This is a genomic window from Clostridioides sp. LIBA-7602 (assembly GCF_056688945.1).
Map to the genome: position 1 here is coordinate 68,110 of NZ_CP196991.1, position 26,213 is coordinate 94,322.

The 26,213-nt window shown below is 29.8% G+C and carries 28 protein-coding genes and 2 other annotated features; all 28 genes read left to right on the top strand.

Annotated features, from left to right (window positions below; all coding sequences use genetic code 11):
- Positions 1-208 precede the first annotated feature (208 nt).
- The 28 genes from ACTG45_RS00495 (at position 209) to hdhA (ending at position 26,090) form a co-directional block, all read left to right on the top strand.
- A complete protein-coding gene (locus ACTG45_RS00495) occupies positions 209-3,160 on the top strand; it encodes a sigma 54-interacting transcriptional regulator (protein ID WP_479917867.1) in 2,952 nt (983 codons plus the stop codon).
- Complete coding sequence (locus tag ACTG45_RS00500; RefSeq protein WP_479917868.1) at positions 3,135-3,599, top strand: PTS sugar transporter subunit IIA; 465 nt, start codon at positions 3,135-3,137, stop codon at positions 3,597-3,599. Before ACTG45_RS00495 ends, ACTG45_RS00500 begins: the two co-directional genes overlap by 26 nt.
- 79 nt (positions 3,600-3,678) lie before the next feature.
- Positions 3,679-3,981, top strand: a complete 303-nt coding sequence (locus ACTG45_RS00505) for a PTS sugar transporter subunit IIB (RefSeq protein WP_479919644.1) — start codon at positions 3,679-3,681, stop codon at positions 3,979-3,981.
- A gap of 76 nt (positions 3,982-4,057) precedes the next feature.
- Positions 4,058-5,413 carry a PTS galactitol transporter subunit IIC gene (locus ACTG45_RS00510; RefSeq protein ID WP_021382469.1) on the top strand — a complete coding sequence of 452 codons (1,356 nt, stop codon included), beginning with the start codon at positions 4,058-4,060 and terminating at the stop codon, positions 5,411-5,413.
- 27 nt (positions 5,414-5,440) lie between these two features.
- The gene (locus ACTG45_RS00515) at positions 5,441-5,914 is read left to right on the top strand and encodes a hypothetical protein (RefSeq protein WP_479919645.1); all 474 of its coding nucleotides are present in this window, start codon (positions 5,441-5,443) and stop codon (positions 5,912-5,914) included.
- Between the two features lie 171 nt (positions 5,915-6,085).
- The gene (locus ACTG45_RS00520) at positions 6,086-6,736 is read left to right on the top strand and encodes a class II aldolase/adducin family protein (protein WP_479919646.1); all 651 of its coding nucleotides are present in this window, start codon (positions 6,086-6,088) and stop codon (positions 6,734-6,736) included.
- Positions 6,737-6,914: 178 nt separating this feature from the next.
- The gene (gene lplA / locus ACTG45_RS00525; RefSeq protein WP_479919647.1) at positions 6,915-7,847 is read left to right on the top strand and encodes a lipoate--protein ligase; all 933 of its coding nucleotides are present in this window, start codon (positions 6,915-6,917) and stop codon (positions 7,845-7,847) included.
- 276 nt (positions 7,848-8,123) lie between these two features.
- Positions 8,124-8,837: a 2-C-methyl-D-erythritol 4-phosphate cytidylyltransferase gene (gene ispD / locus ACTG45_RS00530; protein ID WP_021382498.1), complete on the top strand. Its 714-nt coding sequence runs from the start codon at positions 8,124-8,126 to the stop codon at positions 8,835-8,837.
- Positions 8,834-9,319: a 2-C-methyl-D-erythritol 2,4-cyclodiphosphate synthase gene (gene ispF / locus ACTG45_RS00535; protein ID WP_479919648.1), complete on the top strand. Its 486-nt coding sequence runs from the start codon at positions 8,834-8,836 to the stop codon at positions 9,317-9,319. The genes ispD and ispF overlap by 4 nt, the downstream gene beginning before the upstream one ends.
- Positions 9,320-9,413: 94 nt before the next feature.
- Positions 9,414-9,622: a binding site (T-box leader), on the top strand.
- 63 nt (positions 9,623-9,685) lie between these two features.
- Complete coding sequence (locus tag ACTG45_RS00540; RefSeq protein ID WP_479917872.1) at positions 9,686-11,401, top strand: proline--tRNA ligase; 1,716 nt, start codon at positions 9,686-9,688, stop codon at positions 11,399-11,401.
- Positions 11,402-11,521: 120 nt separating this feature from the next.
- The gene (gene proS, locus ACTG45_RS00545; protein ID WP_021382483.1) at positions 11,522-12,967 is read left to right on the top strand and encodes a proline--tRNA ligase; all 1,446 of its coding nucleotides are present in this window, start codon (positions 11,522-11,524) and stop codon (positions 12,965-12,967) included.
- Positions 12,968-13,399: 432 nt separating this feature from the next.
- Entirely contained in the window at positions 13,400-14,881 is a 1,482-nt protein-coding gene (gltX, locus tag ACTG45_RS00550) for a glutamate--tRNA ligase (protein ID WP_479919649.1), read from the top strand.
- Positions 14,882-15,102: 221 nt separating this feature from the next.
- Positions 15,103-15,258 carry a hypothetical protein gene (locus ACTG45_RS00555; protein ID WP_021382499.1) on the top strand — a complete coding sequence of 52 codons (156 nt, stop codon included), beginning with the start codon at positions 15,103-15,105 and terminating at the stop codon, positions 15,256-15,258.
- Between the two features lie 146 nt (positions 15,259-15,404).
- Complete coding sequence (gene cysS / locus ACTG45_RS00560; RefSeq protein ID WP_021382482.1) at positions 15,405-16,802, top strand: cysteine--tRNA ligase; 1,398 nt, start codon at positions 15,405-15,407, stop codon at positions 16,800-16,802.
- Between the two features lie 2 nt (positions 16,803-16,804).
- Complete coding sequence (locus tag ACTG45_RS00565) at positions 16,805-17,200, top strand: ribonuclease III domain-containing protein (RefSeq protein ID WP_044211958.1); 396 nt, start codon at positions 16,805-16,807, stop codon at positions 17,198-17,200.
- A gap of 105 nt (positions 17,201-17,305) precedes the next feature.
- Positions 17,306-18,064 (top strand): FAD-dependent thymidylate synthase, encoded by a 759-nt coding sequence (gene thyX / locus ACTG45_RS00570; RefSeq protein WP_021382485.1) that lies wholly within the window; start codon positions 17,306-17,308, stop codon positions 18,062-18,064.
- Positions 18,065-18,076: 12 nt separating this feature from the next.
- A complete protein-coding gene (gene rlmB, locus ACTG45_RS00575) occupies positions 18,077-18,814 on the top strand; it encodes a 23S rRNA (guanosine(2251)-2'-O)-methyltransferase RlmB (protein WP_021382471.1) in 738 nt (245 codons plus the stop codon).
- Positions 18,815-18,816: 2 nt separating this feature from the next.
- A complete protein-coding gene (locus ACTG45_RS00580) occupies positions 18,817-19,344 on the top strand; it encodes an NYN domain-containing protein (RefSeq protein ID WP_479919650.1) in 528 nt (175 codons plus the stop codon).
- A gap of 64 nt (positions 19,345-19,408) precedes the next feature.
- Positions 19,409-20,056, top strand: a complete 648-nt coding sequence (gene sigH, locus ACTG45_RS00585) for an RNA polymerase sporulation sigma factor SigH (protein WP_021382468.1) — start codon at positions 19,409-19,411, stop codon at positions 20,054-20,056.
- Positions 20,057-20,129: 73 nt separating this feature from the next.
- Positions 20,130-21,323 (top strand): elongation factor Tu, encoded by a 1,194-nt coding sequence (gene tuf / locus ACTG45_RS00590; protein WP_169469762.1) that lies wholly within the window; start codon positions 20,130-20,132, stop codon positions 21,321-21,323.
- A 249-nt stretch (positions 21,324-21,572) separates the two neighbouring features.
- Complete coding sequence (gene rpmG, locus ACTG45_RS00595) at positions 21,573-21,722, top strand: 50S ribosomal protein L33 (protein WP_003421192.1); 150 nt, start codon at positions 21,573-21,575, stop codon at positions 21,720-21,722.
- Between the two features lie 25 nt (positions 21,723-21,747).
- Positions 21,748-21,969 carry a preprotein translocase subunit SecE gene (gene secE / locus ACTG45_RS00600; RefSeq protein ID WP_003429494.1) on the top strand — a complete coding sequence of 74 codons (222 nt, stop codon included), beginning with the start codon at positions 21,748-21,750 and terminating at the stop codon, positions 21,967-21,969.
- 19 nt (positions 21,970-21,988) lie between these two features.
- Positions 21,989-22,531, top strand: coding sequence for a transcription termination/antitermination protein NusG (nusG, locus tag ACTG45_RS00605; protein ID WP_003421190.1), 543 nt, complete (start codon positions 21,989-21,991; stop codon positions 22,529-22,531).
- Positions 22,532-22,566: 35 nt separating this feature from the next.
- Complete coding sequence (rplK, locus tag ACTG45_RS00610; RefSeq protein ID WP_003421189.1) at positions 22,567-22,992, top strand: 50S ribosomal protein L11; 426 nt, start codon at positions 22,567-22,569, stop codon at positions 22,990-22,992.
- Between the two features lie 70 nt (positions 22,993-23,062).
- Entirely contained in the window at positions 23,063-23,761 is a 699-nt protein-coding gene (gene rplA, locus ACTG45_RS00615) for a 50S ribosomal protein L1 (RefSeq protein ID WP_021382507.1), read from the top strand.
- Positions 23,762-23,812: 51 nt separating this feature from the next.
- Positions 23,813-23,941: a sequence feature (ribosomal protein L10 leader region), on the top strand.
- A 42-nt stretch (positions 23,942-23,983) separates the two neighbouring features.
- On the top strand, positions 23,984-24,490 hold the full coding sequence (gene rplJ, locus ACTG45_RS00620) for a 50S ribosomal protein L10 (protein WP_003421187.1): 507 nt from the start codon (positions 23,984-23,986) through the stop codon (positions 24,488-24,490).
- Positions 24,491-24,547: 57 nt separating this feature from the next.
- The gene (gene rplL, locus ACTG45_RS00625) at positions 24,548-24,913 is read left to right on the top strand and encodes a 50S ribosomal protein L7/L12 (protein WP_021382505.1); all 366 of its coding nucleotides are present in this window, start codon (positions 24,548-24,550) and stop codon (positions 24,911-24,913) included.
- Positions 24,914-25,301: 388 nt separating this feature from the next.
- A complete protein-coding gene (gene hdhA / locus ACTG45_RS00630; protein ID WP_479919651.1) occupies positions 25,302-26,090 on the top strand; it encodes a 7alpha-hydroxysteroid dehydrogenase in 789 nt (262 codons plus the stop codon).
- The last annotated feature ends 123 nt before the right edge of the window (positions 26,091-26,213 follow it).

The window sequence follows — 26,213 nt, forward strand, 5'->3', positions numbered from 1 at the left end:
GTATGACTTTACTTGTAATTAGAAAAAAAGACTTTTTTGTTTTTTTAAACGTATTATTTGTAAAATATTAAAAAAAATTTTCTTAATATTTCAATAAAAGAATAGCTTGATTTAAATGTTATGATTTTATGCAATAATAATAAGCACAAAAAAAACAATATATGGCATATAAGTTGCTATATAAATAGTAAGGAGGGAACAATTATAAATGAGGCAAAGAATAAAAAACCTAATTGAAAATGAAGATAAGAAAAATCCTTTAACAGATGAAGCAATTTCAAGTATGCTAAATGTTCGAAGAGAAGATGTTACCTTTTTGAGAAATGAGTTAAAAATAGAGGATTCAAGACAAAGAAGAAAAGTTGTTTTGATTAAAGCTATAAAGGACATTTTAAAGGAAGAAAATATTATAAATAAAAATGACATAACAAGAAGGTTAAACAGTATTGGATTTACAGTATCAAGATTTACAGTCATACAGTATTTAAAAGAAATTCAAGATTCTGATGATTTAAAGCCTGATAAAGAAGTTGATGATAAAAAAGAAGAGATAAAGAATAATGGAGAAAATATAGATATAGCATTTGATAAATTAATAGGCAGTAGTGGCAGTTTAAGTACAATTATAAAATTATCCAAAGCAGCAATACTCTATCCTCCTCACGGCCTTCACACCATCATTATGGGGCCAACTGGTGTTGGAAAGAGTGAGTTAGCAGAATGTATGTATAAATTTGCAGTAGAATCATCTAGATTCCCTAAGAATGCACCTTTTATAGTTTTTAATGCTGCAGATTATTCAGAAAATCCACAGCTTTTATTATCTCAATTATTTGGACATGTCAAAGGTGCTTTTACAGGAGCTGATGAGACCAAAGAAGGTTTAGTATCAAAAGCAAATGGAGGAATCTTGTTTATAGATGAAATACATAGATTGCCTCATGAAGGTCAAGAGATATTATTTCAATTAATTGATAAAGGTATGGTCAGAAAGCTAGGAGAAACAAGGTTGACAAATAAAATAGATGTAATGATTATTTCAGCAACTTCTGAACCCATAGATTCTCACTTACTTAATACATTTAAAAGACGTATACCTGTAACAATTGAAATACCAGAATTAGTTGCAAGACCATTAAATGAGAGGTTTGATATTATAAATAACTTCTTCTTAATAGAAGCTCAAAGAATGGAAACAAGAATACATATAAAATCAGATGTATTAAAAGCTCTTATGCTTTACGATTGTATAGGAAATGTTGGTCAGCTTAGAAGTGATATTCAAGTAGCTTGTGCCAGGGGACTATTAAACAAACTTACGAGCAAACAGAAAGAAGTAAATATAAATATATCAGATGTACCTGGATATGTTAAACAAGGTCTTATGAAAATTAGAAATTGTAGAGATAAAATAGAAAACTATGTAGATGGAGACTTAATTATAGACTCAAGTTATCATGGTGAGATAGAAAAGAAAAATGAAGATATATATACTTTTCCAGATGAAATATATAAGCTTACTGAAAGAAGACATATTGATTTATTAGAGCAAGGTTTAGATTTTGATGTTATAAATAGAATTGTTGGAGGAGAGTTAGAAAGCTGTATTCAAAAATATATAAAGCAAGTTAAAAAAGTTTCTATTAGTGATAATATTCCAGATATAAGTCCGATTGTTGGAAAATATATTGTAGAGCTTACTTATGAAGTAATCAAAATAGCATCACAATATCTTAGTTCCTTAGAGCCAAATCTACATTTATGTTTAGCAGTTCACTTAAAAGCAGCTTTTGAGAGGCTAAAAGAAGGTAAAGTAATATCCAATGCCCATTTAAAAGAAATAATAGGAAATTATCCATTAGAATACTCTGTAGCAGAAAAGGTAGCTCAACATCTGAAGGAAAGATATAATATAAATTTGCCAAAAGAAGAAATAGGTATAATAGCGATATATTTTAAAATGAGTAGCAGAAGAGATATATCTGAACAAAAAAAGATAGGTGTACTTCTTATGGCTCATGGAAGAGTGGCTTCATCTGTATGTGAAGTTACAAATAAACTATTAGGAATTAACCATGCAAGGTATTTAGATATGCCATTTGAAAAAAAACCAGAAGAAATGATTGAAGAGGCTACTACAGTAGTAAAAGATATTGATGAAGGTAGAGGCGTGATTATATTAGTTGATATGGGTTCGCTTTCATATTTTGGAGATATTATCTCTGGGAAGACAGGGATTAATATAAGGACAATATGTAGATTTGACACCTTACTATCCATAGAAGTTATACGAAGAGCAGTTTTACCAGATTTAACAATAGATGAAATAGTTGATGAAGTTAAAAGTATAGAACCACAAGTAAAGGAGAGGGCTAGTAAATATAACAACACAAAATTAGATTCTAGAAAACCTATAATTTTAACATTATGTATTACAGGATTAGGAGGAGCTTGTAAGGTAAAAAAAATCTTAGAGGAAAATATTAAAGGTATAAATGAAAAGGTTGATATAGAATCTATAGGTATGATTGAATATCCAAGTCTTGACTTAGAGATAAAGCAAATAAGTAATGATAAGAATGTAATTGCTATAGTTGGAACAATTGACCCACAGATAGCCAATATCCCTTTCTTTAGCCTAGTAGACATAAATGATAAAACAAAATTAAATCAAATAAATAATTTAATTGATACAAATCAAATTGTTAAAACAAATAAAAAATATGAATTATCAGATTTAATACATAAAGAAGATATCTTTGTAGATTTACAAGTTAAATCAAAAGAAGACGCTTTAAAGTACATGAGTAAAAAACTTAGAGAAAAAGGTTATGTGACGAAAAATTTCTATAAAAAAGTGGTAGAAAGAGATAATCTATTTCCGACTGAATTATCAGATGGAATAGCAATACCTCATACTGATGGAATAGATGTAATTAGACCAGCTATAAGTATAGCTATTTTGAAAAATCCTATTATATGGAGTAAAAATAAAGTGAAAATAATACTTTTATTAGCTGTAGACCAAAAATGCTTTAATCCATTAAATACTCTACTTACATTTATAGAAACAGATGAATTTAAAGATATAAAAAACATTAAAGATAGAGATTTTATTAGGGAGATGATATTAGATGGAGTCAATGCAAATAATCAGTAGTAATTTAATTTTCAAAAATATTGAAGTGTCGAATAATGAAGATGCATTAAAATTTTTAGGACAACGTTTATTTGATAAACAGTATGTAAAAGAAAGTTACATAGAAGCTGTTATAGCAAGAGAAAAAAAGTATGCTACAGGGTTACCAACGGAAATCTATGGAGTAGCTATACCACATACAGATATAGTACATGTAAATGAACCAGGTATAGCGATTGGCATACTTAATAAGCCTGTAAAATTTATAATGATGGGTACAGAAGATACTGAAATTGATGTAAAAGTTGTATTTATGTTAGCAGTAAAAGAGCCACAAGAACAATTACAATTATTAGAAAAACTTATGACTATATTTCAAGATAAGAATATGTTAAATAATATTGTAGATTTAAATGAAGAAAGTATGAGTGACTTATTAAACTCTAAACTAAAAAATTAAACATGTAAAGAGTATTAAAAATATATAAATGCTATTGAAGATTTCTAACTATAGATATCTTTAAAATAAAACAATTTTAATGGGGGTGAATAATGTGGCTAAAAAAATATTAGTTGCATGTGGAACAGGAGTATGTACTTCAACAATTGCTATAAACAAATTAAAGAAAGCACTTCAAGACCTTGGGAAATTAGATATGGTTAATATTACACAGTGTAAAGTAGTGGAAGTTGCGTCAAAAGCACCTGACTATGATTTGATAATTTGTACTACACAAGTTTCTAGTAGTATAAAAACACCTGTAATAAATGGGTTACCTTTTTTAACTGGTGTTGGAATGGACAAATTAATCGATGATGTATTGGAAAAATTAGAATTATAATTTGAACTTTTAAAGAATAGAGTCTCTAAAATTATAAGTTTTAGAGACTGAAAATTAAATAATGGAGGGTCTTTAGATGGAGATATTAAATTTCATTGTTAGTTTAGGTGCACAAGTAATGATGCCAATAATAATATGTATTTTTGGTTTGATATTAGGCACAAAGATTGGAAAATCATTAAGAGCTGGTTTAACAGTGGGGGTTGGATTTATAGGTCTTAATACTATTATAGCTTTATTGACAGATAACTTAGGTCCAGCAACACAACAAATGGTTAAGAACTTAGGATTAAACCTATCTATAATAGATGTAGGCTGGCCAGCAGCATCAGCTATAGCTTTTGCATCAACGGTAGGGGCTTTAATTATTCCAATAGGTCTTGTAGTAAATATAGTTATGTTAATTACTAATACTACTCAAACTGTTGATGTAGACATATGGGATTACTGGCATTTTGCTTTTACAGGGGCTTTAGTAGCAGGAGCCACACAAAGTGTAGTATGGGGAGTGTTTGCGGCAGTAGCAAATATGGTAATTGTATTGGTAATGGCAGATTTAACTGCTCCAGGTATAGAGAAATATTTGGGTATGCCAGGGATATCCCTTCCTCATGGATTTACACAAGCATTTGTTCCAATTGCTATAGTTGTGAATAAATTACTAGACTTAATACCAGGTATAAATAAGATTGAGATAAATGCGGATACACTACAGAAAAAATTTGGATTATTTGGAGAACCTTTAATCATGGGGTCTATAATAGGTATAATAATTGGTATTGCAGCGAAATATGATATAAAAGGTATATTACAGTTAGGTGTAACTATGGGAGCTGTATTGATATTAATTCCAAAGATGGCAGCATTGTTAATGGAAGGTTTATTACCAGTATCAGAAGCGGCACAGGAATTTATTGAGAAAAGATTTAAAAATAGAGGGAAGATTTATATAGGTTTAGATTCAGCAGTAGGGATAGGTCATCCTGTTACATTGTCAGTTGCATTAGTATTGGTTCCTTTAACTATAGTTATAGCAGCTATATTACCAGGAAATAAAGTCCTGCCATTTGCAGACTTAGCAGTAATTCCATTTGCACTTGTTTTAATCGTACCAATTACAAAAGGAAATGTATTTAGAACATTAATAATAGGAATACTTATAATTACTTCTGGATTGTTAATTGCAACTAATTTAGCTCCACTATTTACTCAAATGGCTCTAAATGCTAGTTTTAAAATGCCTGAAGGAGCAACTATGATTTCAAGCATTTGTGATGGTGCAAATCCATTAAGTTGGGTATTTGTAAAGATTATGAATTATAAAGCTATTGGAGGAGTGATTTTTGGAGTTATAGCTTTAGGAATGGCTATTTACAATAGAAATAGAATAATAAAGGAAAATAAAAAATTATCTCTAGAAGAGGAAATATAAAAATAATTTTATTGGAGTGTATGGATTATGAAAAAATATAAATATAATTCTATAAGATACTTAATTAGCGTGATAGTACCAGGATTTTTTATGATTTTGATATTGATTTATGCACTGTTTAATAACTATATAAATTTTAGTGTAAATATGTATAGTTTGTTGATAATTATCTGTACCTATGGGATACACAATACTTTTGTATCATCAAGTAATCCTAAAGAAATTATTATTGATAATAAATGTATACATTTTATCTCATTTATTGCTACACATAAGTATGAAATTAAAGATATCAAGAAAGTAAGAATACGAGAGTTTTACAATAAAAATCTTTATCTGAAAATTAATGATGGGAGCTTTTTTAAAGGTAGGTATTGGATAAGAACAAATATGTTTAGTAACGATATAGAATTATACAATTATTTTGTTGCATTAGAAGAAGGTTTATATCCAGAATCATTAAAATTTAGAAATAAGAGATTAGATAATAAAGGAGTATAAGAGTAAAAAATTAAAATTGGAAGTGGATTAATTTCTATTGATAAAATGTAATATTAGGTTTTATGGAAAGTTTTTGGAATTTTCAAATAAAATTGAAGATAGTATTTAAATAATAAGGTGCAACTAAGATATATAAAGGTTGTGTCTATAATAGATTGGGGGATTTAACTAATGTTGTTGGAGAAATTGAGAAAAGAAGTCTTACAGGCATCTTTAGACCTTTTAAATTATAAGTTGGTGACATTAACAGGAGGAAATGTAAGTGGAAGAGACGAAGAAACTGGATATATAGCAATTACCCCAAGTGGAATGGACTATAGAAACCTTATACCAAGTGATATTGTTATAGTGGATATAGAAGGAAACACTATAGATGGAAAATGGAAAGCATCAGTGGATTTGCCAGACCACTTATATATATATAAACATAGAGAAGATATAAATAGTATAATTCATACACACTCTACATACTCAAGTTGTTTTGCTATTTTAAATGAACCTATAGCGTGTGCAAGTACAACTCTTGCAAATGAGGTAGGTGGGACGGTACCTGTCGCAAAATTTGCACCACCAACATCTAACAAAATGGGGAAATGTGTTGTTGAAGTAATTGGTAACAAAAGAGCGTGTCTTTTAGCAAATCATGGTGTAATAGCAGTTGGTCCGTCTGTAGGACATGCCATTACAGCAGCTGTAATGTTGGAAGATTCAGCAAAAGTATATTACCTGGCAAAATCAATTGGCACACCAGTATTATTGCCAGACGAAGAAATTCAAAGAGCTAGAGATGTATTTTTTAATGTATATGGTCAGGACAAATAAGCTAGGTAAAACTTTTAAATTGACGTAAAAATATAGATATTCAATAATATTAAGGCGTTTTATAATGATATAATAAGTTTAATAATTAAGAAAGAAAAATAGGAAGTCTAATAGTATATAAAATTATTTAAGTCTAAAATAAAAAATAAGATAAAATAAAAAAGGAGTCTATATTTCTATGTATTACTTATTAAACAAAAGCACAAATCCTTACTTTAATTTAGCATTAGAAGAATATCTATTTTTAAATGAAAAATATAATGATGATATTATAATCATATGGAGAAACGAGGAATCCATTTTTATTGGTAAAAATCAAAATCCATATCAGGAAATACATCATCATGTCATTGAAAAGGGAGAAATCCCTATTTTAAGAAGAATATCTGGAGGAGGTACTGTTTATCACGATTTAGGTAATATAAATATGTCATTCATACAAAAAGATAGGCATCTTCATGAAATAGATTTTTTGGAGCATACTAAGTTTATGCAAGATATGCTCTTAACCTTAGGCTTAGATGTATCTATAACCGAAAGAAAAGATTTATTTTTAAATGGTAAAAAAATTTCAGGCTCAGCACAGTCTATAAAAAGAAAAAATTCTCTTTATCATGGAACTCTTCTTTATGATTCGGATTTAAATAAATTGACTAAGTATTTGAATTCAAATAAATCAACTGAATCAAATGCTACTAAGTCTGTTTCAAGTAAAGTGACAAATATTAAACTTGTACTTGAAAAAGATATAAATTACTTTTTAGATTATTGTGTTAAATATTTAAAATCTAATATAAAAAATATAAAAGAACTTGAATTAGATGATGATGATATTAAAAGTGTATACAATCTAGTGGAAGACAAGTATAAAAAAGTGGAGTGGGCATATGGTAAAACACCTAAATTTCAAGTAATACTGCCATTTAATAGTGAAAGTGAAATCAATATACATGTTAATAAGTGGAAGGTATCAAAGTTTTTTATTTCTTACAAGGATGATGTGATTAATATGGATAAGTTGCTAGAAGTGGAGTTTTTTAAACAAGAAATAAAAGATAGCCTCTTAGAAAATTATCCACATTACATAGATTTAATTAATTTAATATTTTAATATAAAGCCTCCAATTTGATAAAATTTTCTTATATCAAACTGGAGGCTTTGAATATTTTTTGCAAGTTTATAAACCATTACAAAGTTGTAAAGTTAAAAACAATACTATTGAAAAATCAATATATATCGAATTAAATGTGCATGTTTTTAATTAGAAAATAGAGATTAACTGTTTATACAACTGAAAATTTAATATATAATTAATCAGATGGTTAAAATAAAAAATATTGAAAGTTTTAATAAATTATGGTTAAAAATAAAATACGAGGTGATACCATGTATAGTGTTATAATTGTTGCTGCAGGAAGCGGAAGGAGAATGAACCTAGATATAAACAAACAGTTCATAAAATTAAGAGAAAAAGAAATTATTGCTCATACAATTCAAGTTTTTTATGAAAATATAAATATAGATGAAATTGTGGTATGTATAAAAAAAGAAGAGGAAGATTTTTTTAAGGAAAATATAATAAATAAGTATAATTTTAAAAATATAAAAATAGCATATGGTGGAAAAGAGAGACAGGATTCAATATATAATGGCTTAAAAAAATTAGATAAAAATTGTGACATAGTACTTATTCATGACGGAGCAAGACCATTTGTAGACCATAGAATAATTAATGAATCTATAAAGATGGCTAAAGAAAGAAAAGCTGTAGTTGTAGGTGTTCCAGTAAGTGACACTATAAAGATAGTGTCCGATGGAACAGTAAAAGAAACTCCAGAGAGAAGTCTATTGTGGGCAGCACAAACTCCTCAAACTTTTGAATATAATCTGATAATAAACGCTTATGAACAAGCATATAAGAACAATTACTATGGTACTGATGATTCAATGTTGGTGGAAAATATAGGGCAAAGCGTTACTATGGTAATGGGCTCTTATGAAAATATAAAGATAACTAGTCCAGAAGATTTAAATATAGCAGAACAAATATTAAATATGGAAAAAAGAGATGAAGTTAATAGTAGAAGGAGAATTATATGAGAATAGGGTTAGGATATGATGTACACAAATTAACAGAGGATAGAAAACTTATAATTGGTGGAGTAGAAATACCACATGATAAAGGTTTGTTAGGTCATTCTGATGCTGATGTACTGATACATGCAATAATGGATTCTATTTTAGGAGCTTTAGCTTTAGGTGATATAGGTAAGCATTTCCCAGATACAGATGAAAAATATAAGGGAGCAAATAGTATGAAATTATTAGAATATGTATATAATCTAATAACAAGTAAAGGGTATAAGATTGGGAATATAGATAGCACTATAATTGCTCAAAGCCCTAAGATGGCTCCATATATTGACAGCATGAGAAATAACATATCAAAAACTTTAAATACGGATATTGATAATATAAACATAAAGGCAACTACAGAAGAAGGTCTTGGCTTCACAGGAGCAAAACAAGGTATCGCATCACAAAGTATTTGTTTATTATTGTTGACAAGTCAGAATAATTAATATATTATTAGTAATAAGTTTATTGGATATCAAATAATAGGCCTATATAGAATATCTATAATATGTGAATTTAAGTGAAATTAATATAAATATAAAACTAGCTATGATAAAGAAATAGTAAAACGATGAAATCTTTACAGAGAGAAAACGTTGGTGAGAGTTTTCAAGAGGAAATGTTTGAACCTGTCTTTTAGCTTAAAGGTATAAAAATCTTTACGGTAGGAACCGTTACATTCCCAAAAGAGAGCTATTTATATAGCTAACTAGAGTGGTACCGCGGAAATTAAACCTTTCGTCTCTATACTTGTATAGAGATGAGAGGTTTTTTATATTTTCAAGAAATTAATATTCAGGAGGAATCTATTAATGAAAATGTCTAAAATGTTTATGCCGACATTAAAAGAAATCCCAGCAGATGCTGAGATTACAAGCCATCAATTAATGGTTAGGTCGGGAATGATAAAAAAAATGACTTCAGGGGTTTATAATCAATTACCGATGGGATTAAGAGTGTTCAAAAAAATTGAACAAATAATTAGAGAAGAACTAAATAAAAAAGATTGTCAAGAGATACTTTGTGCGGCTTTACTTCCTTCTGAATTATGGAAAGAGTCCGGAAGATGGACTGCTATGGGTGAAGAAATGTTTAGGCTAAAAGACAGAACAGAAAGAGAATACTGTCTCGGACCAACACATGAAGAAGCCTTCACTGATATAATAAGACAAGAAATTACTTCATATAAACAATTGCCATTGAACCTGTATCAAATACAAGTAAAATATAGAGATGAAAGAAGACCAAGATTTGGTGTTATGAGAACTAAGACTTTTACTATGAAGGATGCATATAGTTTTGATGTAGATGATAAAGGTCTAGATAAATCATATCAAGATATGTTTGATGCATATGTGAGTATATTTGATAGATGTGGTCTAGAGAATAGTCCAGTTCAGGCAGATTCAGGAGCTATAGGAGGGTCTACATCAGCTGAATTTATGGTTAAATCAGAAGTTGGTGAAGATGAAGTTGTATTCTGTAGTGGATGTGACTATGCAGCAAATGTAGAGAGAGCAGAATCTTGTAATGTAGTATCAGAAAAAGAAGATATGAAGGAATTAGAAGAAGTTCATACGCCAGGAGCAGCTACAATAAAAGAACTAGAGGAATTTTTAAAAATTTCTCCAGATAAATTTGCTAAAACTTTAGTATATGAGGCAGATGGAAAAACAGTTGTAGTTGTTGTAAGAGGAGATAGAGAAGTTAACGAAGTTAAAGTGTCTAATGCGATAGGTTCTGTTATAGAATTTGCACTTGCTACAGATGATGTAGTGAGAAAAGTAACTAATGCAGAAGTAGGTTTTGCTGGACCAATAGGTATAAACGCTGACTATGTATTTATAGATAAAGAAATTGTTGAACAAAGAAACATAGTTGTTGGGGCTAATAAAACTGAGTATCATATAAAAAATGCTAACTATGGAAGAGATTTTGAAGGAATAGTTGGAGATTTTAGAAATGTTCAAGAAGGCGACAAGTGTATAGTATGTGGGAAGCCACTTGAAATAGCCAGAGGTGTTGAAGTAGGTCACATATTCAAGCTAGGAACTAAATACTCAGAATCTATGAATGCAAACTTTATAGATAAAGATGGAAAATCAAAACCTATAGTAATGGGATGTTATGGAATAGGTGTTGAAAGAACAGCTGCAGCTATAATTGAACAACATAATGATGAAAAAGGTATAATATGGCCTTTATCAGTAGCTCCATACCATGTTGTGATAGTTCCAGCAAATATGAAAAATGAGGAACAAGTATCAATAGCTGAAAAGATATATAATGATTTACAAGCTATGGGTGTAGAAGTTTTATTAGATGATAGAGACGAAAGAATAGGTGTGAAATTTAATGATTCAGAATTAATAGGAATACCTATGAGAATTACAGTAGGTAAAAATATTAGTGAAGGTAAAGTAGAATTTAAGTTTAGACATAAAGAAGATAAAGAAATAATTGACATAAAAGAAATAAATGAAAAAGTAAAGGCAGAGTTTATCAAAAATAATGTTAGGTTAGGATAGTAACTTAAAAAGCTATTGTATAGATAATCAGAGTTGTACTTTATAAACACCATTTTATCTATATAAGGAGATAAAGTGGTGTTTTTTTATAAAAACATAATAAATGAGGAGGTAATTGAAATGGCAAAAAATGAAAAACAATTTGTTGAAGAAATAACAAAGATGGAAGATGATTTCCCACAATGGTATACAGATGTAATAACTAAGACTGACTTAGTTGATTATGCACCAGTAAAAGGTTTTATGGTTGTAAAGCCATATGGATATGCATTATGGGAAAAAATGCAAGAATTTATGGATAAAAAATTTAAAGAAACTGGACACAAAAACTGTTATTTCCCATTATTAATACCAGAAAGTTTATTAAACAAAGAAGCAGAGCATGTTGAAGGTTTTGCTCCAGAAGTTGCATGGGTAACACATGGAGGAAATAAAAAATTAGAAGAGAGACTATGTGTAAGACCTACTTCAGAAACTATAATATGTACAATGTATGCGAAATGGTTAAAATCATATAGAGAATTACCATACCTTTATAATCAATGGTGCTCAGTTGTTAGATGGGAAAAATCAACTAGACCTTTCTTAAGAACATCTGAGTTTTTATGGCAAGAAGGTCATACATTACATGAAACAGCAGAAGAAGCACAAGAAGAAACAATACAACAATTAGAAATATATAAAGCATTATGTGAAGAATTACTTGCAATGCCAGTTGTAGCTGGTCAAAAAAGTGAAAGTGAGAAGTTTGCAGGTGGTGAAAGAACATATACTATAGAAGCTATGATGCATGATGGTAAAGCGTTACAATCAGGTACAAGTCACTTCTTAGGTCAACACTTTACAAAAGCTTTTGAGATTACTTTTGCAGATAGAGAAGGAAATTTAGCTAATCCATACCATACATCTTGGGGAGCATCTACAAGACTTATAGGTGGACTTATAATGACTCATAGTGATAACAGAGGTCTAGTATTCCCACCAAGAGTAGCTCCAATCCAAGTTGTTATAGTTCCTATAGCTGCTAAAAAAGGAAATGTAATGGAAACAGTGGATAAAATATATGCTGATTTAAAAGCTAAAGGAGTAAGTGTTGAAGTTGATGATAGAGACAACTATACAACTGGCTGGAAGTTTAATGAGTGGGAAATGAAAGGTGTTCCAGTAAGAATTGAAATTGGACCAAAAGATATAGAAAATAATCAAGCTATGATATTCAGAAGAGATACTTTAGAAAAGAGTTCTATGCCTTTAGAAGGATTAGCTGATGCCATATGTGATTTATTTGATGTTATACACAATGATATGTTTGAAAAAGCAAAAAAACACAGAGAAGACAATACATCTGTAGTTGAAAATATGGATGAGTTTAAAAAAGCTTTAGAAGAAAAGCCAGGATTCATAAAGACTATGTGGTGTGGAGATGCAGAATGTGAAGCTAAGATTAAGGAAGAAACAGGAGCAACTATAAGATGCTTACCTTTTGAACAAGAAAACTTAGGTCACAAGTGTGTATATTGTGGAAAAGAAGCAGATAATATGGTAGTAATGGCAAAAGCTTACTAAAATAAGATGTTTAAATAAAAACTGGGGTGATGAGTATTTGATACTTTTCATCCCAATTTTTATTTAAGTTTTATTTCCTTATATATATTTATTATTAGTGTACATACTTACTTTGTAGAACAGTTACTATATAAATATTCCATAAAGTAACTAATAAATACAAATATATCAATAGGGAATGCTTTTAATTTTCAGCAAATAAATGGATTAAAAGAAAGATTTATGAAATTAAAACTAGGATTTTCTGCTATAATAAACATGTGTATTTTTAAATAAATAAGGATATTATTATTAGATTTGATTATGCGAAATTCTATGAAACAGGAACCCTGTGACTTTAGTCATGGGAGGTTCAGTAAAAATAAACTTGCAAAACAATGTACTAGTTTAATATTATAGTTATATTGAATAAAATATCAGGAGGAAGTAAAAATGAATGTAAGAGTAAGATTTGCACCAAGTCCAACAGGATTTGTACATATAGGTAGTTTAAGAACTGCTTTATATAACTATTTATTTGCAAAAAAAATGGGCGGAGAGTATATATTAAGAGTAGAGGACACAGACCAAAGTAGATTAGTGGAAGGTGCTATAGAGAATATGCTTAATGCTATGAAATGGGCTGGTGTTAATCATGATGAAGGTGTTATATTAGATGACAATGGAAGTGTAATACAAAAGGGAGAATATGGTCCATATATTCAATCTCAGAGATTAGATATATATCGAGAATATATAAAACAACTTTTAGATAGTGGAAAGGCTTATTATTGTTTCTGTACAAAGGAAAGACTAGATGAAGTAAGAGATGCTCAAAGAGCAGCAGGAGAAACAGCTAAATATGATGGTCACTGTAAGAATCTTTCTAAAGAAGAAGTAGAAGCAAATATAAAAGCAGGAATACCATACGTTATAAGATTAAGATTACCAGAGAATCATACAATTAAGTTTACAGATTTAGTTAGAGGAGATATGGAATTTAATACTAATGATTTAGATGACCAGGTACTAATGAAAACAGATGGATTCCCAACTTATCATTTTGCAGTAGTTGTAGATGATTATTTAATGAAAATCACACATGTTATAAGAGGAGAAGAGTGGGTATCATCTACTCCAAAACATGTCTATTTATATGAAGCTTTTGGATGGGAAGCACCTGTATTTGTACATTTACCAAATATACTTAATAAAGAAAAGAAAAAATTAAGTAAGAGACAAGGTGATGTAGCAGTTGAAGACTTTAAGAAAAAAGGATATTTACCAGAAGGTTTAGTAAACTATGTAGCATTAGTTGGTTGGTCTCCAGAAGATAATCAAGAATTGTTTACAATGGAAGAATTAGAAAAAGCATTCTCTGTAGAAAGAGTATCTAAAAGTGGTGGAGTATTTGATACTGAAAAGCTAAATTGGATTAATCAACATTATATAAAAGATGGTGATGACACTTACTTAACAGATTTAGCAATACCATTCTTAATAGAAGATGGATTTATAACAGAAGAAGAAGCTACTAGTAAGTATGAGTTTTTAAAGAGTATGATATCAGTACTTAAAGAAAAATTACAATATGTAAAAGAAGTTACTGAACATGCAAGTATATTCTTTGGAGATAAAATAGAAGTAGAGACTGAAGAAGGAAGTGAATTCTTAAAATTAGAACACATACCTACTTTAATAGATGCTTTACAAGAAAAAATAGAAAAATCAGAAGTATTAAATGCTGAATTTGTTCAAGCAATGCTTAAAGAAATACAAAAAGAGTATAAAATAAAAGGAAAAAATTTATTTATGGGCTCAAGAATAATTTTAACAGGGCAAATGCATGGACCAGATTTACCAAAAGTAATGGAGGTTTTAGGAAAAGAAACTTGCTTAAATAGAATAGCTTATGTAAAAAATAATATATTATAGTCATAAAAGTCCGCTAATTTAGAAGCGGACTTTTTTTGTGTTAGTATTTGGTGAAAATATCTAGTTAAGAAAATGAAGGTATTTAGGGCTATAAATTTAATATATAAAAAGCAAAGCAAAAATATAAATAAAATATTAATAATAAACTAATAAAAATATTAAGCATAGAAGAAGGAAATCTATTATTTTAGTTTGATTTAATTATTAAGGGGGTAATTACTATGTATAGTAATATGGATGATGTTAAAAAGGAATTAAAGGAGCTATGCTTAGAATATGTTACAATTTTAGAAAAATTAAAAGATGAAAAAATGATTACAGAAGAAACTTTTGAAAAATGTTCTTCTCAAAAAAAGATATTTTTAGAAGAGCAATAGAGAATAACAATAGTATTTGTTATGATGTGGTTTAGAAGGATAGTACTAAAAATGATAGTAGTACTATTATTTATTGCAATTTTCAACTATAATATAATATATAATGTTAATAAAATAATTTATAAAAATACGGTGAGGTGATGAGTGTGAAAGTTTATAATACATTGACTAGAACAAAAGAAGAATTTGTTCCATTAGAAGAAGGAAAGGTAAAAATGTATGTGTGTGGTCCGACAGTTTATAACTATATACATATAGGTAATGCAAGACCATTTATAATATTTGATACTCTAAGAAGGTATTTAGAGTATAGAGGATATGATGTAACTTATGTACAAAACTTTACAGATGTTGATGACAAGATTATAAATAGAAGCCATGAAGAAGGAATATCTCCAGAGGAAGTTGCTACTAAGTATATAAAAGAATATTTTGTAGATTGTGATGGGTTAGGAATTAAAAGAGCTACTGTTCATCCTCAAGTTACAGATAATATACAACAGATTATAGATTTTATAAAAGAATTAGAAGATAAGGGATATGCATACGCAGTAAATGGTGATGTGTATTTTGATACAAATAAGTTTGAAGGATATGGAAAGCTTTCAGGTCAAAAACAAGAAGACTTAGAAGCTGGTGCTAGAATTGAAGTTAATGACCAAAAAAGACATCCTATGGACTTTGTTCTTTGGAAAGCCAAAAAAGAAGGTGAACCAGGATGGGATAGTCCTTGGGGAGAAGGTAGACCTGGATGGCATATAGAATGTTCTGTTATGTCTAAGAGATATTTAGGTGAGACAATTGATATACATGCAGGTGGTCAAGATTTAACATTCCCACATCATGAAAATGAAATAGCTCAGAGTGAAGCTAGAAGTGGAAAAACATTCTCAAAATACTGGATGCACAACGGATATATAAATATAAATGATGAAAAGATGAGTAAATCTAAAGGTAATTTCTTTACAGTAAGAGATATATCAAAATTATATGATTTAGAGATAGTAAGATTTTTCATGTTATCAGCACATTATAGAAATCCAGTAAACTTTAGTGATGAGATGCTAAATCAAGCTAAAGCTGGTCTTGAAAGATTATATAATACTAAAGAAAAATTAGAATTTACATTAAGTAATTTAAAAGAGTCTACTTTAACAGAAAAAGAAGTAGAGCTTGTTAAAGAGTTAGATAACTTCAGACAAAAATTTATCGACGCTATGGACGATGATGTCAATACAGCAGATGCAGTGAGTGTAATATTTGAGTTAGCTAAGTTAATAAATTCTAATGTAGATGAAAACTCTTCTCTAGAGTTTGCTAAAAAATGCTTAGATGAATTTAATGAGCTTACAAAAGTATTAAACATTGTAAATAAGAAAAAAGATACTGTATTAGATAAGGACATTGAAGAATTAATACAAAAAAGAACTGATGCAAAGAAAAATAAAGAATTCCAATTAGCAGATGATATAAGACAACAATTATTAGATATGGGAATTGTATTAGAAGACACAAGACAAGGCGTTAAGTGGAAAAGGGTATAAAAATGGAAAAAACTGAATTAGTTACTATGTCACCACTAGTTTTAGCATACTTAGGTGATACAGTGTATGAGACATATATAAGAGAACATTTAATTAGACAGAATACACAAAGAAAAGTTAATGATTTGCATAAATTAGCTATAAAGTATGTAAAAGCTAAAGCTCAGGCGAGTATAATTCATGAAATTGAAGCTGAATTAACTGAGGAAGAGAGCAAAATATACAAAAGGGGAAGAAATCAAAAATCAAATACTTCTCCTAAAAATGCAGATATTATAGACTATAAACATGCAACTGGATTTGAGGCCTTGGTTGGATATTTGTATTTAAATAATGAAATAGAGAGACTTCAATATATTATCAATAAAGGAATCAAAATTATTGAAAGAGATATGTAAATATTAAAGAGTGTTGTCTTAATAATAATCAATAAGGCAACACTTTTTTTATAACTAATGTATAATAAATATATAGAAATTAGTCATGAGAAAGGATAAAAGTTTATGAAAGTAAAATTAATATCACATACACCTGAACCAGAAAAAGTAATAGCTATGGCAGCTAAGCTATGTTATTCACCAGTTGGGACAGACGAAATAGAAAAAGACTTAACAGATGAAAGTATAGAGAAATTTTTAAATATGTTATTAGGTATAGGCCATGGGTCAATATTAGAACATGCTTCATTTACATTTTCAATAGAAGGGATATCAAGAGCTTGTTCACATCAAATTGTTAGACATCGTATAGCTAGTTTTTCACAACAAAGTCAAAGATATGTTAAATTAGAGCAATTTGAGTACATAATTCCTCCAGAAATAGAAAAAATAGAAAAAGCAAAAGAGTTATTTATAAATTCAATGAAAAAAGACCAAGAGGCTTATGATAACTTAGTAGAGATATTATTTGAAAATCATTATAATGAATTAATAAAAGATGGAAAAAATGAAAAAACAGCAAAAAGACAAGCTGAGAAGAAAGCAATAGAAGATGCTAGATATGTATTTCCAAATGCATGCGAAACAAAAATGGTATTTACTATAAATGCTAGAAGTTTGTTTAATTTCTTTGAACATAGATGCTGTGAAAGAGCACAGTGGGAAATAAGAAATCTAGCTGTAGAGATGTTAAGAGAGGTTAAAAAGGTTGCTCCAATACTATTTAAAAAGACTGGACCAAGTTGTGTAAATGGGAGTTGTCCAGAAGGAACTATGACTTGTGGAGATATAGTTCAAGTTAGAGAAAAATTTAAGGCCTTGTAGGAGGTGAATCATTTGGCAAGTATAGAAGGAAGAAATCCAGTAATAGAAGCTATAAAAAGTGATAGAGAAATAGACAAAATATTAATTTCAAATTCAGCTAAAGAAGGTTCAATTAAAAAAATAATAGGAATGGCTAAAGAAAAAAACATAATCATACAATATGTTGATAAACATAAGTTGGATGAGGTCAGCACAAGTCATGCACATCAAGGTGTAATAGCTTATGCAAGTGAATATAAGTATTATGAATTGGATGAGTTAATAGATTTAGCAAAGAATAAAGATGAGGACCCATTTTTCATTATACTAGATGAGATAACAGATCCACATAATCTAGGTTCGATAATAAGGACAGCAGATGCAGTAGGAGCACATGGAGTTATTATTCCAAAGAGAAGGTCTGTACACATAACCCCTGTAGTTGCTAAAGCATCCGCTGGAGCAGTAGAGTATATGCCAGTTTGTAAGGTAACCAATATAGTTAATACAATAAAAAGATTAAAAGATGAAGGGCTGTGGATTGCAGCTGCTGATATGGATGGAGAAACTTTTTATAAACAAAATCTTACAGGTCCTCTTGGTGTAGTAATTGGAAGTGAAGGTTTTGGAATATCTAGATTGGTTAAACAAAACTGTGACTTTATAGTAAAAATGCCAATGATAGGTAATGTTACGTCTTTAAATGCATCTGTGGCAGGTGGGATACTTTTATATGAGATATTCAGACAAAGACTGGATAAAAGTAAATAACCATGAAAAAAAATATAAATCATTACTTAATAATAGATGGCTACAATATTATAAATGCGTGGGATAATTTGAAAGAACTGGCTAAAGATGACTTAGAAGATTCTCGAGAAAAGCTTATTGATGATATTATAGAATTTTCTGAGTTTATGGGTTATAAAACTATAATAGTTTTTGATGCTTATAATGTTAAGAATTCACGAGAAAAAGTTGAGAAAAGAAAACACATAACAATAGTTTATACAAGAGAGCACCAAACAGCAGATAGTTATATAGAAAAATTTATAACTTCTTTATCAAAGTATGATGATGTAAAAGTAGCGACTAATGACTATGCAGAGCAACAAATGATTTTAGGAAAAGGTGCTACAAGAATGTCTGCGAGAGAATTAAAGCTAGAGTTAGATCGTTCCAAGAATAAAATGAAGGAAAAAAATAGCGGTTTGAGGAAAAAAATTCAGCGAAATTGGTTGGAGGAAAGGTTAGATAAAGAAACATTGTCGAAACTTGAGAACATTCGTAGAAAGCGTTGAAATTACTAGCTTCTTTAGACTATAATATACCTATAAATTTGTTTTATATATGGGGGAGATTTACATGTTGGTAGCGAAAGAAAAAAGTTATGAGTTAATAGACAATTGTCAGCAAGATGAGTATAACATTGTATTAAGAGCAAGTGAAGGAGATAAAATAGCATTAGAGTACATTATTACCAAATACAGAAATTTTGTAAAGGCAAAAGCAAAGTCATATTTTTTAATTGGAGCAGATAAAGAAGATATAATACAAGAAGGAATGATAGGCCTTTATAAGGCAGTTAGAGATTTTGATGGAAGTAAGACAAATTCATTTAAATGTTTTGCAGAGATATGTATAACAAGACAAATAATAACTGCTATAAAAACTGCAACAAGACAAAAACATATACCTTTAAATTCATATGTTTCTTTGAATAAACCAATATATGATGAAGAGTCAGACAGAACACTTTTAGATATTATAGCTACAAGTATAGTAACAGATCCAGAAGAGCTTATAATTAGTAAAGAAGAGTTGAAAAATATAGAATCAAAGATGAACGAATTATTAAGTGACTTGGAATTAGAAGTCCTAGAATTATATTTAAATGGAAAGTCATACCAGTTTATAGCGGACAAGCTTAAAAGAGATGTAAAGTCAATAGATAACGCTTTACAAAGGGTTAAGAGAAAATTAGAAAAACATCTTGAAAACAGAAATGATTAATAGTAAAATACTTACCATAAGCTTATTGTGAGCAAAATTAATTTATATCGAAAGATAAGGGAGGAAATTCAAAATGGCTAAAGCTAAATACGAAAGAACAAAACCTCATGTTAATATAGGTACAATAGGACACGTTGACCACGGTAAAACTACATTAACAGCAGCAATAACAAAAACATTATATGACAGATACCAATTAGGAGAAGCAGTAGATTTCGCAAACATAGATAAAGCTCCAGAAGAAAGAGAAAGAGGAATTACAATATCAACAGCACACGTTGAGTATGAGACTCCAAACAGACACTACGCACACGTTGACTGCCCAGGACATGCTGACTACGTTAAGAACATGATAACAGGAGCAGCACAAATGGACGGAGCAATATTAGTTTGTTCAGCAACAGATGGACCAATGCCACAAACAAGAGAGCATATACTATTATCAAGACAAGTTGGTGTACCATATATAGTAGTATTCTTAAACAAATGTGACATGGTAGATGACGAAGAGTTATTAGAGTTAGTAGAAATGGAAGTAAGAGATTTATTAACAGAATATGATTTCCCAGGAGATGATACTCCAATAGTAAGAGGATCAGCATTAATGGCATTAGAAGATCCAAAGAGCGAGTGGGGAAATAAGATAGTAGAATTATTCGAGCAAATAGATGAGTATATACCAGCACCAGAGAGAGATACAGACAAGCCATTCTTAATGCCAGTAGAGGACGTATTCTCAATCACAGGAAGAGGAACAGTTGCAACAGGAAGAGTAGAAAGAGGAGTACTAAAAGTACAAGACGAAGTAGAATTAGTAGGATTAACAGAAGCACCAAGAAAAGTAGTAGTAACAGGAGTAGAGATGTTCAGAAAATTATTAGACCAAGCACAAGCAGGTGATAATATAGGAGCATTATTAAGAGGTGTACAAAGAAACGAGATAGAAAGAGGACAAGTACTAGCAAAAACTGGATCAGTAAAGGCACACACAAAGTTTACAGCAGAAGTATATGTACTTAAAAAAGAAGAGGGTGGAAGACATACACCATTCTTTGATGGATATAGACCACAATTCTATTTCAGAACAACAGACGTAACAGGAGCTTGTAAATTACCAGATGGAATAGAAATGGTAATGCCTGGAGATAACGTAACAATGGAAGTAGACTTAATAAACTCAATAGTTGTAGAAGAGGGATTAAGATTCTCAATAAGAGAAGGTGGAAGAACAGTAGCTTCAGGAGTTGTTGCTACAATAGTAGAGTAATCTTTTATTAAACTGATGGATTAAAAAGAATAATAGAAAGAGGGGTTATGCTCCTCTTTTTTTAACATAGAAATACAAAAACATTGACACAGCATAGGATTTTGTGATAACTTATACAAGGTAATGATTATAGGAAGTTAATAATATCTTGAATACTGTAGATTTTTAATAAATACATATTTTAAAGGTATTATATTCACATATATTAACAATATATATTATTGTATTACAAAGTTGGAGGTGTATCAGATGAGAGTTAAAGTAACTTTAGCATGTACAGAGTGTAAGCAAAGAAACTACAACACTACTAAGAATAAGAAAAATAATCCAGACAGAATAGAATTACAAAAATATTGTAGATTCTGTAAAAAGCATACAACTCATAAAGAAACAAAATAGTTTTTTATAAGGATGTGAGTATGGAATGGCTGCCCAAAAAAATGACGGTGCAAAAACTAAAAAAAGGTTTAGTTTATTTGGATATTTAAAAGAAACTAAACAAGAATTAAAAAGAGTTACATGGCCGACAAAAAAGGAACTGTTTAAAAACACAAGTATAGTTTTAACTGTAGTTATTTCATGCACTATATTAGTATGGGGTATAGACACTATATTATCTGGTGCACTAGCGTTATTACTAAAATAGACGAAAAGAGGTAAGTTAAATGTCAGAATTACAAGAAGCAAGTTGGTATGTAGTTCATACCTATTCGGGACATGAAAATAAAGTTAAAGCTACAATTGAGAAAGCAGTTAAAACAAGAGGTATGGAAGACTGCATAAGACAAGTAGTTGTTCCAACAGAAGAGGTAGTGGAAACTACTAAAACTGGAAAAGAAAAAACTAGACAACGTAAAGTTTATCCAAGTTATGTTTTGGTTAAAATGATAATAACTGATGAATCTTGGTATGTAGTAAGAAATACTAAGGGAGTTACAGGTTTCGTTGGACCTGGTTCAAAACCAGTACCATTAAGTGAAGATGAAGTCAAAGCTATGGGAATAGATACAACAGACCCTAAAGTAGTAAATAGCGATATTGATTTTGAAATAGGAGACACAGTAAAAGTATCTCAAGGACCATTTAGTGGACAAATAGGTAACATAGAAGAAATTGACTTAGAAAATAGAGAAGTCAAAGTATGCATAAATGCATTTGGTAAAAGGACTCTATTTGTAATAGAGCTTGAAGGTATAGAAAAAATCTAATACTATATAGAAAAATCTGAGGAGGTGCGCTCAAAATGGCTAAAAAAGTTATAGGTCAAATAAAATTACAAATACCTGCAGGAAAGGCTACTCCAGCGCCACCAGTTGGACCAGCATTAGGACAACATGGTGTTAATATAATGGGATTCACAAAAGAATTTAATGCTAAAACTGCAGATCAAGCTGGAATGATAATACCAGTTGTTATAACTGTATATCAAGATAGATCATTCAGTTTTATAACAAAAACTCCACCAGCTGCAGTTTTAATTAAAAAAGCATTAAACTTAAAATCAGGTTCTGGAGAACCAAACAAAAAGAAAGTTGCTAAAATGACTTCAGCTCAAGTAAGAGAAATAGCTGAGTTAAAAATGCCTGACTTAAATGCTGCATCAGTAGAAGCTGCTATGAGTATGATAGCTGGTACTGCTAGAAGCATGGGTGTTGTAATAGAAGACTAATAAAAAGAAACACTTTTTTTTATAAAGTGGGAGGCGAAAAGCCGAAATTAACCACGAGGAGGAAAATAAAATGGCTAAAAAAGGTAAAAGATATGCAGGTGCATTACAAAAAGTAGATAGAACTAAATTCTATGATGCATCAGAAGCATTAACATTAGTTTCAGATATAGCTGGAGCTAAATTTGATGAGACAGTAGAAGCACACATTAAATTGGGTGTTGACTCAAGACATGCTGACCAACAAGTAAGAGGTGCAGTTGTATTACCTCACGGAACTGGTAAAACTAAAAGAGTTTTAGTTTTTGCTAAAGGTGAGAAAGCTAAAGAAGCTGAACAAGCTGGTGCTGACTTTGTAGGAGCTGAAGAATTAGTTCAAAAAATACAAGGTGAAAACTGGTTTGAATTTGATATAGTAGTTGCTACTCCAGATATGATGGGTGTAGTAGGTAGATTAGGTAGAGTATTAGGACCTAAAGGTTTAATGCCAAACCCTAAATCAGGAACAGTTACATTTGATGTAGCTAAAGCTATAGATGAAATAAAAGCTGGTAAAGTTGAATACAGATTAGACAAAACTAACATAATACACGTTCCAGTAGGAAAAGTATCATTTGGTGGAGAAAAATTAGCTGAAAACTTTGCAGCATTAATGGATGCTATAATAAAAGCTAAACCAGCTGCTGCTAAAGGACAATATTTAAGAAGTGTAACAGTAGCTTCTTCAATGGGACCTGGAGTTAAAATAAACCCAGCAAGAACAGCTGAATAATAAAACTGTTGACACAGGTTGACAAAAATGTTATCATATCACTTGTCAATGTAAAAAAGAATAGATTTGCCGTAGATAGTGGGTGCGAAAGCTTAATATCCCGCCGAGGTTTTAGATAAATTGAGATTACTAAAGCTTTTGATGTCTACTTTTGGCAACAAAAGCTTTTTATAATGTTGCGGTAAATACTAAGCCTATTTGGTGAAGGAGGTGCACATCTATATGAGAAAAGCTATAGAAATTAAATCAGAAGTTGTTTCTGAGATAGTTGAAAAGTTACAAAAATCTTCTGCTGCTGTTGTTGTAGATTACAAAGGATTAACAGTTGAAGAAGTAACTGAGTTAAGAAAACAAATGAGAGAAGCTGGTGTAGATTACAAAGTATATAAAAATACTTTAGTTAGAAGAGCAGCTAAAGAAGTTGGTATAGAGCAATTCAATGATGAATTATTAGTTGGAACTAATGCTATAGCATTTGGATATGATGATCCAGTTGCTCCAGCAAGAATATTAAAAGGATTCATGGATTCTCATCCAAAGATGAAATTAAAGATGGGTATTGTGGAAGGTGCATTCTACGATGAGTCTAAAATTGTTGAAATGGCTAACATACCATCAAGAGAAGTTCTTATCGCTAAATTACTTGGTAGCTTAAAAGCTCCAGTATCAAACTTTGCATATTTAATAGATGCAATAGCGAAAAAGGCAGAAGGTCAAGAAGAAGCTTAATTGCTTAATTAAAAAATTATAAATATTAATTTGAAATAAAATTCGGAGGTGCTAAAAATGACAATAGAACAAATATTAGAAGCTATAGAAAATATGAAAGTTTTAGAATTAAATGAATTAGTTAAAGCTGCTGAAGAAAAATTCGGTGTATCAGCTTCAGCTCCAGTAATGGTAGCTGGTGCAGCTGCTGGTGGACCAGCTGCTGAAGAAAAAACTGAGTTTGATGTAGTATTAGCTGAAGTTGGTTCTTCAAAAGTTGGAGTTATAAAAGCAGTTAGAGAAATAACAGGATTAGGATTAAAAGAAGCTAAAGAAGTAGTTGATAATGCTCCTAAGACAGTTAAAGAAGGAGCTTCTAAAGAAGAAGCTGATCAAATAAAAGAAAAATTAGAAGCTGCTGGAGCTAAAGTAGAAGTTAAGTAGTTTCTTTAAAAAGATACCCAATGGGTATCTTTTTTATTTGCAAAGAATTATAGAATTTATTTGGAATTATAAATAAAATATTTTTATAAAATGAAAAAAATTTATATAATAGTATTAAATTAAGGGTATCATATAGTATGTAATGATATCTTAATTTAATATTGTTATTAAATTAAAATATAAACAATTATTGTAATGTATATATGTAGGGTATATAATTAAATGGAACTGTAAAAAATTACATATTATTTTAAAAAAATACATGAGTAATTTGGAAATAAAATGTAATAAATAATTAATTAACGAATATAAATTTTAAAATGAACTAAGTATTTAAAAAAATCGAAAATTGTAGACTTTGAAGGATATATTTAAGGAGGAATTAACAATGGAAAAATTACAAGGAAAAATTGCAGTAGTTACTGCTGCAACAAAAGGTATTGGATTAGCTTCAGCAGAGATATTAGCAAAGAATGGAGCAATTGTATATTTAGCAGCTCGTTCAGAAGAATTAGCTAATGAAGTTATAAATAAAATAAGTGCAGAAGGTGGTTGTGCTAAGTTTGTTTACTTTAATGCTCGTGAAGAAGAAACTTTTACTTCAATGATAGGAGATGTAGTTAAAAAAGAAGGTAAGATAGATATACTTGTAAACAATTTTGGTTCAACAAACCCTTCTCTTGACAAAGACCTTGTAACTGGGGATACAGATAATTTCTTTGACACAGTAAATACTAATTTAAAAAGTGTGTATTTACCATGTAAAGCAGCAATTCCTCATATGATAAAGAATGGAAAAGGCAGTATAGTAAATATATCAAGTATAGGTTCAGTATTACCTGATTTATCCAGAATAGCTTACTGTGTATCAAAAGCATCAATCAATTCATTAACTCAAAATATAGCGACACAATATGCAAAAGATAATGTTAGATGTAATGCTGTACTTCCAGGTCTTATTGCAACTAAGGCTGCACTGGATAATATGTCTCCAGAATTCATAAAAGAGTTTTTAAAGCATGTTCCTTTAAATCGTATAGGAGAACCAGATGATATCGCTAAAGCTGTCTTATTCTATGCTAGTGATGACTCATCATTTATAACAGGAGATTTACTTGAAGTTGCAGGAGGATTTGGTTTACCTACTCCACAATTTGCAGATAATATATTAGGATAGTCAAGTTGATAATATGTAATGAAGATTTATGAATTAGTTATGTTAAAAATTCTATTTTTATAAAGACCATAGATATAATTTATATTGGAAAAAGTTTAATGCTCAAAATTCCAATTTAAATTT

Excerpts from the sequence above, each read along its gene's own strand:
- ispF (WP_479919648.1), top strand. The coding sequence starts at position 8,834 with ATGAGAATAGGGTTAGGATATGATGTACACAAATTAACAGAGGATAGA.
- ACTG45_RS00565 (WP_044211958.1), top strand. The coding sequence starts at position 16,805 with ATGGAAAAAACTGAATTAGTTACTATGTCACCACTAGTTTTAGCATAC.
- hdhA (WP_479919651.1), top strand. The coding sequence starts at position 25,302 with ATGGAAAAATTACAAGGAAAAATTGCAGTAGTTACTGCTGCAACAAAA.
- secE (WP_003429494.1), top strand. The coding sequence starts at position 21,748 with ATGGCTGCCCAAAAAAATGACGGTGCAAAAACTAAAAAAAGGTTTAGT.
- rplK (WP_003421189.1), top strand. The coding sequence starts at position 22,567 with ATGGCTAAAAAAGTTATAGGTCAAATAAAATTACAAATACCTGCAGGA.
- ACTG45_RS00515 (WP_479919645.1), top strand. The coding sequence starts at position 5,441 with ATGAAAAAATATAAATATAATTCTATAAGATACTTAATTAGCGTGATA.
- ispD (WP_021382498.1), top strand. The coding sequence starts at position 8,124 with ATGTATAGTGTTATAATTGTTGCTGCAGGAAGCGGAAGGAGAATGAAC.
- ACTG45_RS00500 (WP_479917868.1), top strand. The coding sequence starts at position 3,135 with ATGGAGTCAATGCAAATAATCAGTAGTAATTTAATTTTCAAAAATATT.
- ACTG45_RS00520 (WP_479919646.1), top strand. The coding sequence starts at position 6,086 with ATGTTGTTGGAGAAATTGAGAAAAGAAGTCTTACAGGCATCTTTAGAC.
- lplA (WP_479919647.1), top strand. The coding sequence starts at position 6,915 with ATGTATTACTTATTAAACAAAAGCACAAATCCTTACTTTAATTTAGCA.
- ACTG45_RS00540 (WP_479917872.1), top strand. The coding sequence starts at position 9,686 with ATGAAAATGTCTAAAATGTTTATGCCGACATTAAAAGAAATCCCAGCA.
- rpmG (WP_003421192.1), top strand. The coding sequence starts at position 21,573 with ATGAGAGTTAAAGTAACTTTAGCATGTACAGAGTGTAAGCAAAGAAAC.
- ACTG45_RS00510 (WP_021382469.1), top strand. The coding sequence starts at position 4,058 with ATGGAGATATTAAATTTCATTGTTAGTTTAGGTGCACAAGTAATGATG.
- rplL (WP_021382505.1), top strand. The coding sequence starts at position 24,548 with ATGACAATAGAACAAATATTAGAAGCTATAGAAAATATGAAAGTTTTA.
- proS (WP_021382483.1), top strand. The coding sequence starts at position 11,522 with ATGGCAAAAAATGAAAAACAATTTGTTGAAGAAATAACAAAGATGGAA.
- rplJ (WP_003421187.1), top strand. The coding sequence starts at position 23,984 with ATGAGAAAAGCTATAGAAATTAAATCAGAAGTTGTTTCTGAGATAGTT.
- ACTG45_RS00505 (WP_479919644.1), top strand. The coding sequence starts at position 3,679 with ATGGGGGTGAATAATGTGGCTAAAAAAATATTAGTTGCATGTGGAACA.
- thyX (WP_021382485.1), top strand. The coding sequence starts at position 17,306 with ATGAAAGTAAAATTAATATCACATACACCTGAACCAGAAAAAGTAATA.
- sigH (WP_021382468.1), top strand. The coding sequence starts at position 19,409 with ATGTTGGTAGCGAAAGAAAAAAGTTATGAGTTAATAGACAATTGTCAG.
- ACTG45_RS00555 (WP_021382499.1), top strand. The coding sequence starts at position 15,103 with ATGTATAGTAATATGGATGATGTTAAAAAGGAATTAAAGGAGCTATGC.
- rplA (WP_021382507.1), top strand. The coding sequence starts at position 23,063 with ATGGCTAAAAAAGGTAAAAGATATGCAGGTGCATTACAAAAAGTAGAT.
- ACTG45_RS00495 (WP_479917867.1), top strand. The coding sequence starts at position 209 with ATGAGGCAAAGAATAAAAAACCTAATTGAAAATGAAGATAAGAAAAAT.
- ACTG45_RS00580 (WP_479919650.1), top strand. The coding sequence starts at position 18,817 with ATGAAAAAAAATATAAATCATTACTTAATAATAGATGGCTACAATATT.
- nusG (WP_003421190.1), top strand. The coding sequence starts at position 21,989 with ATGTCAGAATTACAAGAAGCAAGTTGGTATGTAGTTCATACCTATTCG.
- gltX (WP_479919649.1), top strand. The coding sequence starts at position 13,400 with ATGAATGTAAGAGTAAGATTTGCACCAAGTCCAACAGGATTTGTACAT.
- tuf (WP_169469762.1), top strand. The coding sequence starts at position 20,130 with ATGGCTAAAGCTAAATACGAAAGAACAAAACCTCATGTTAATATAGGT.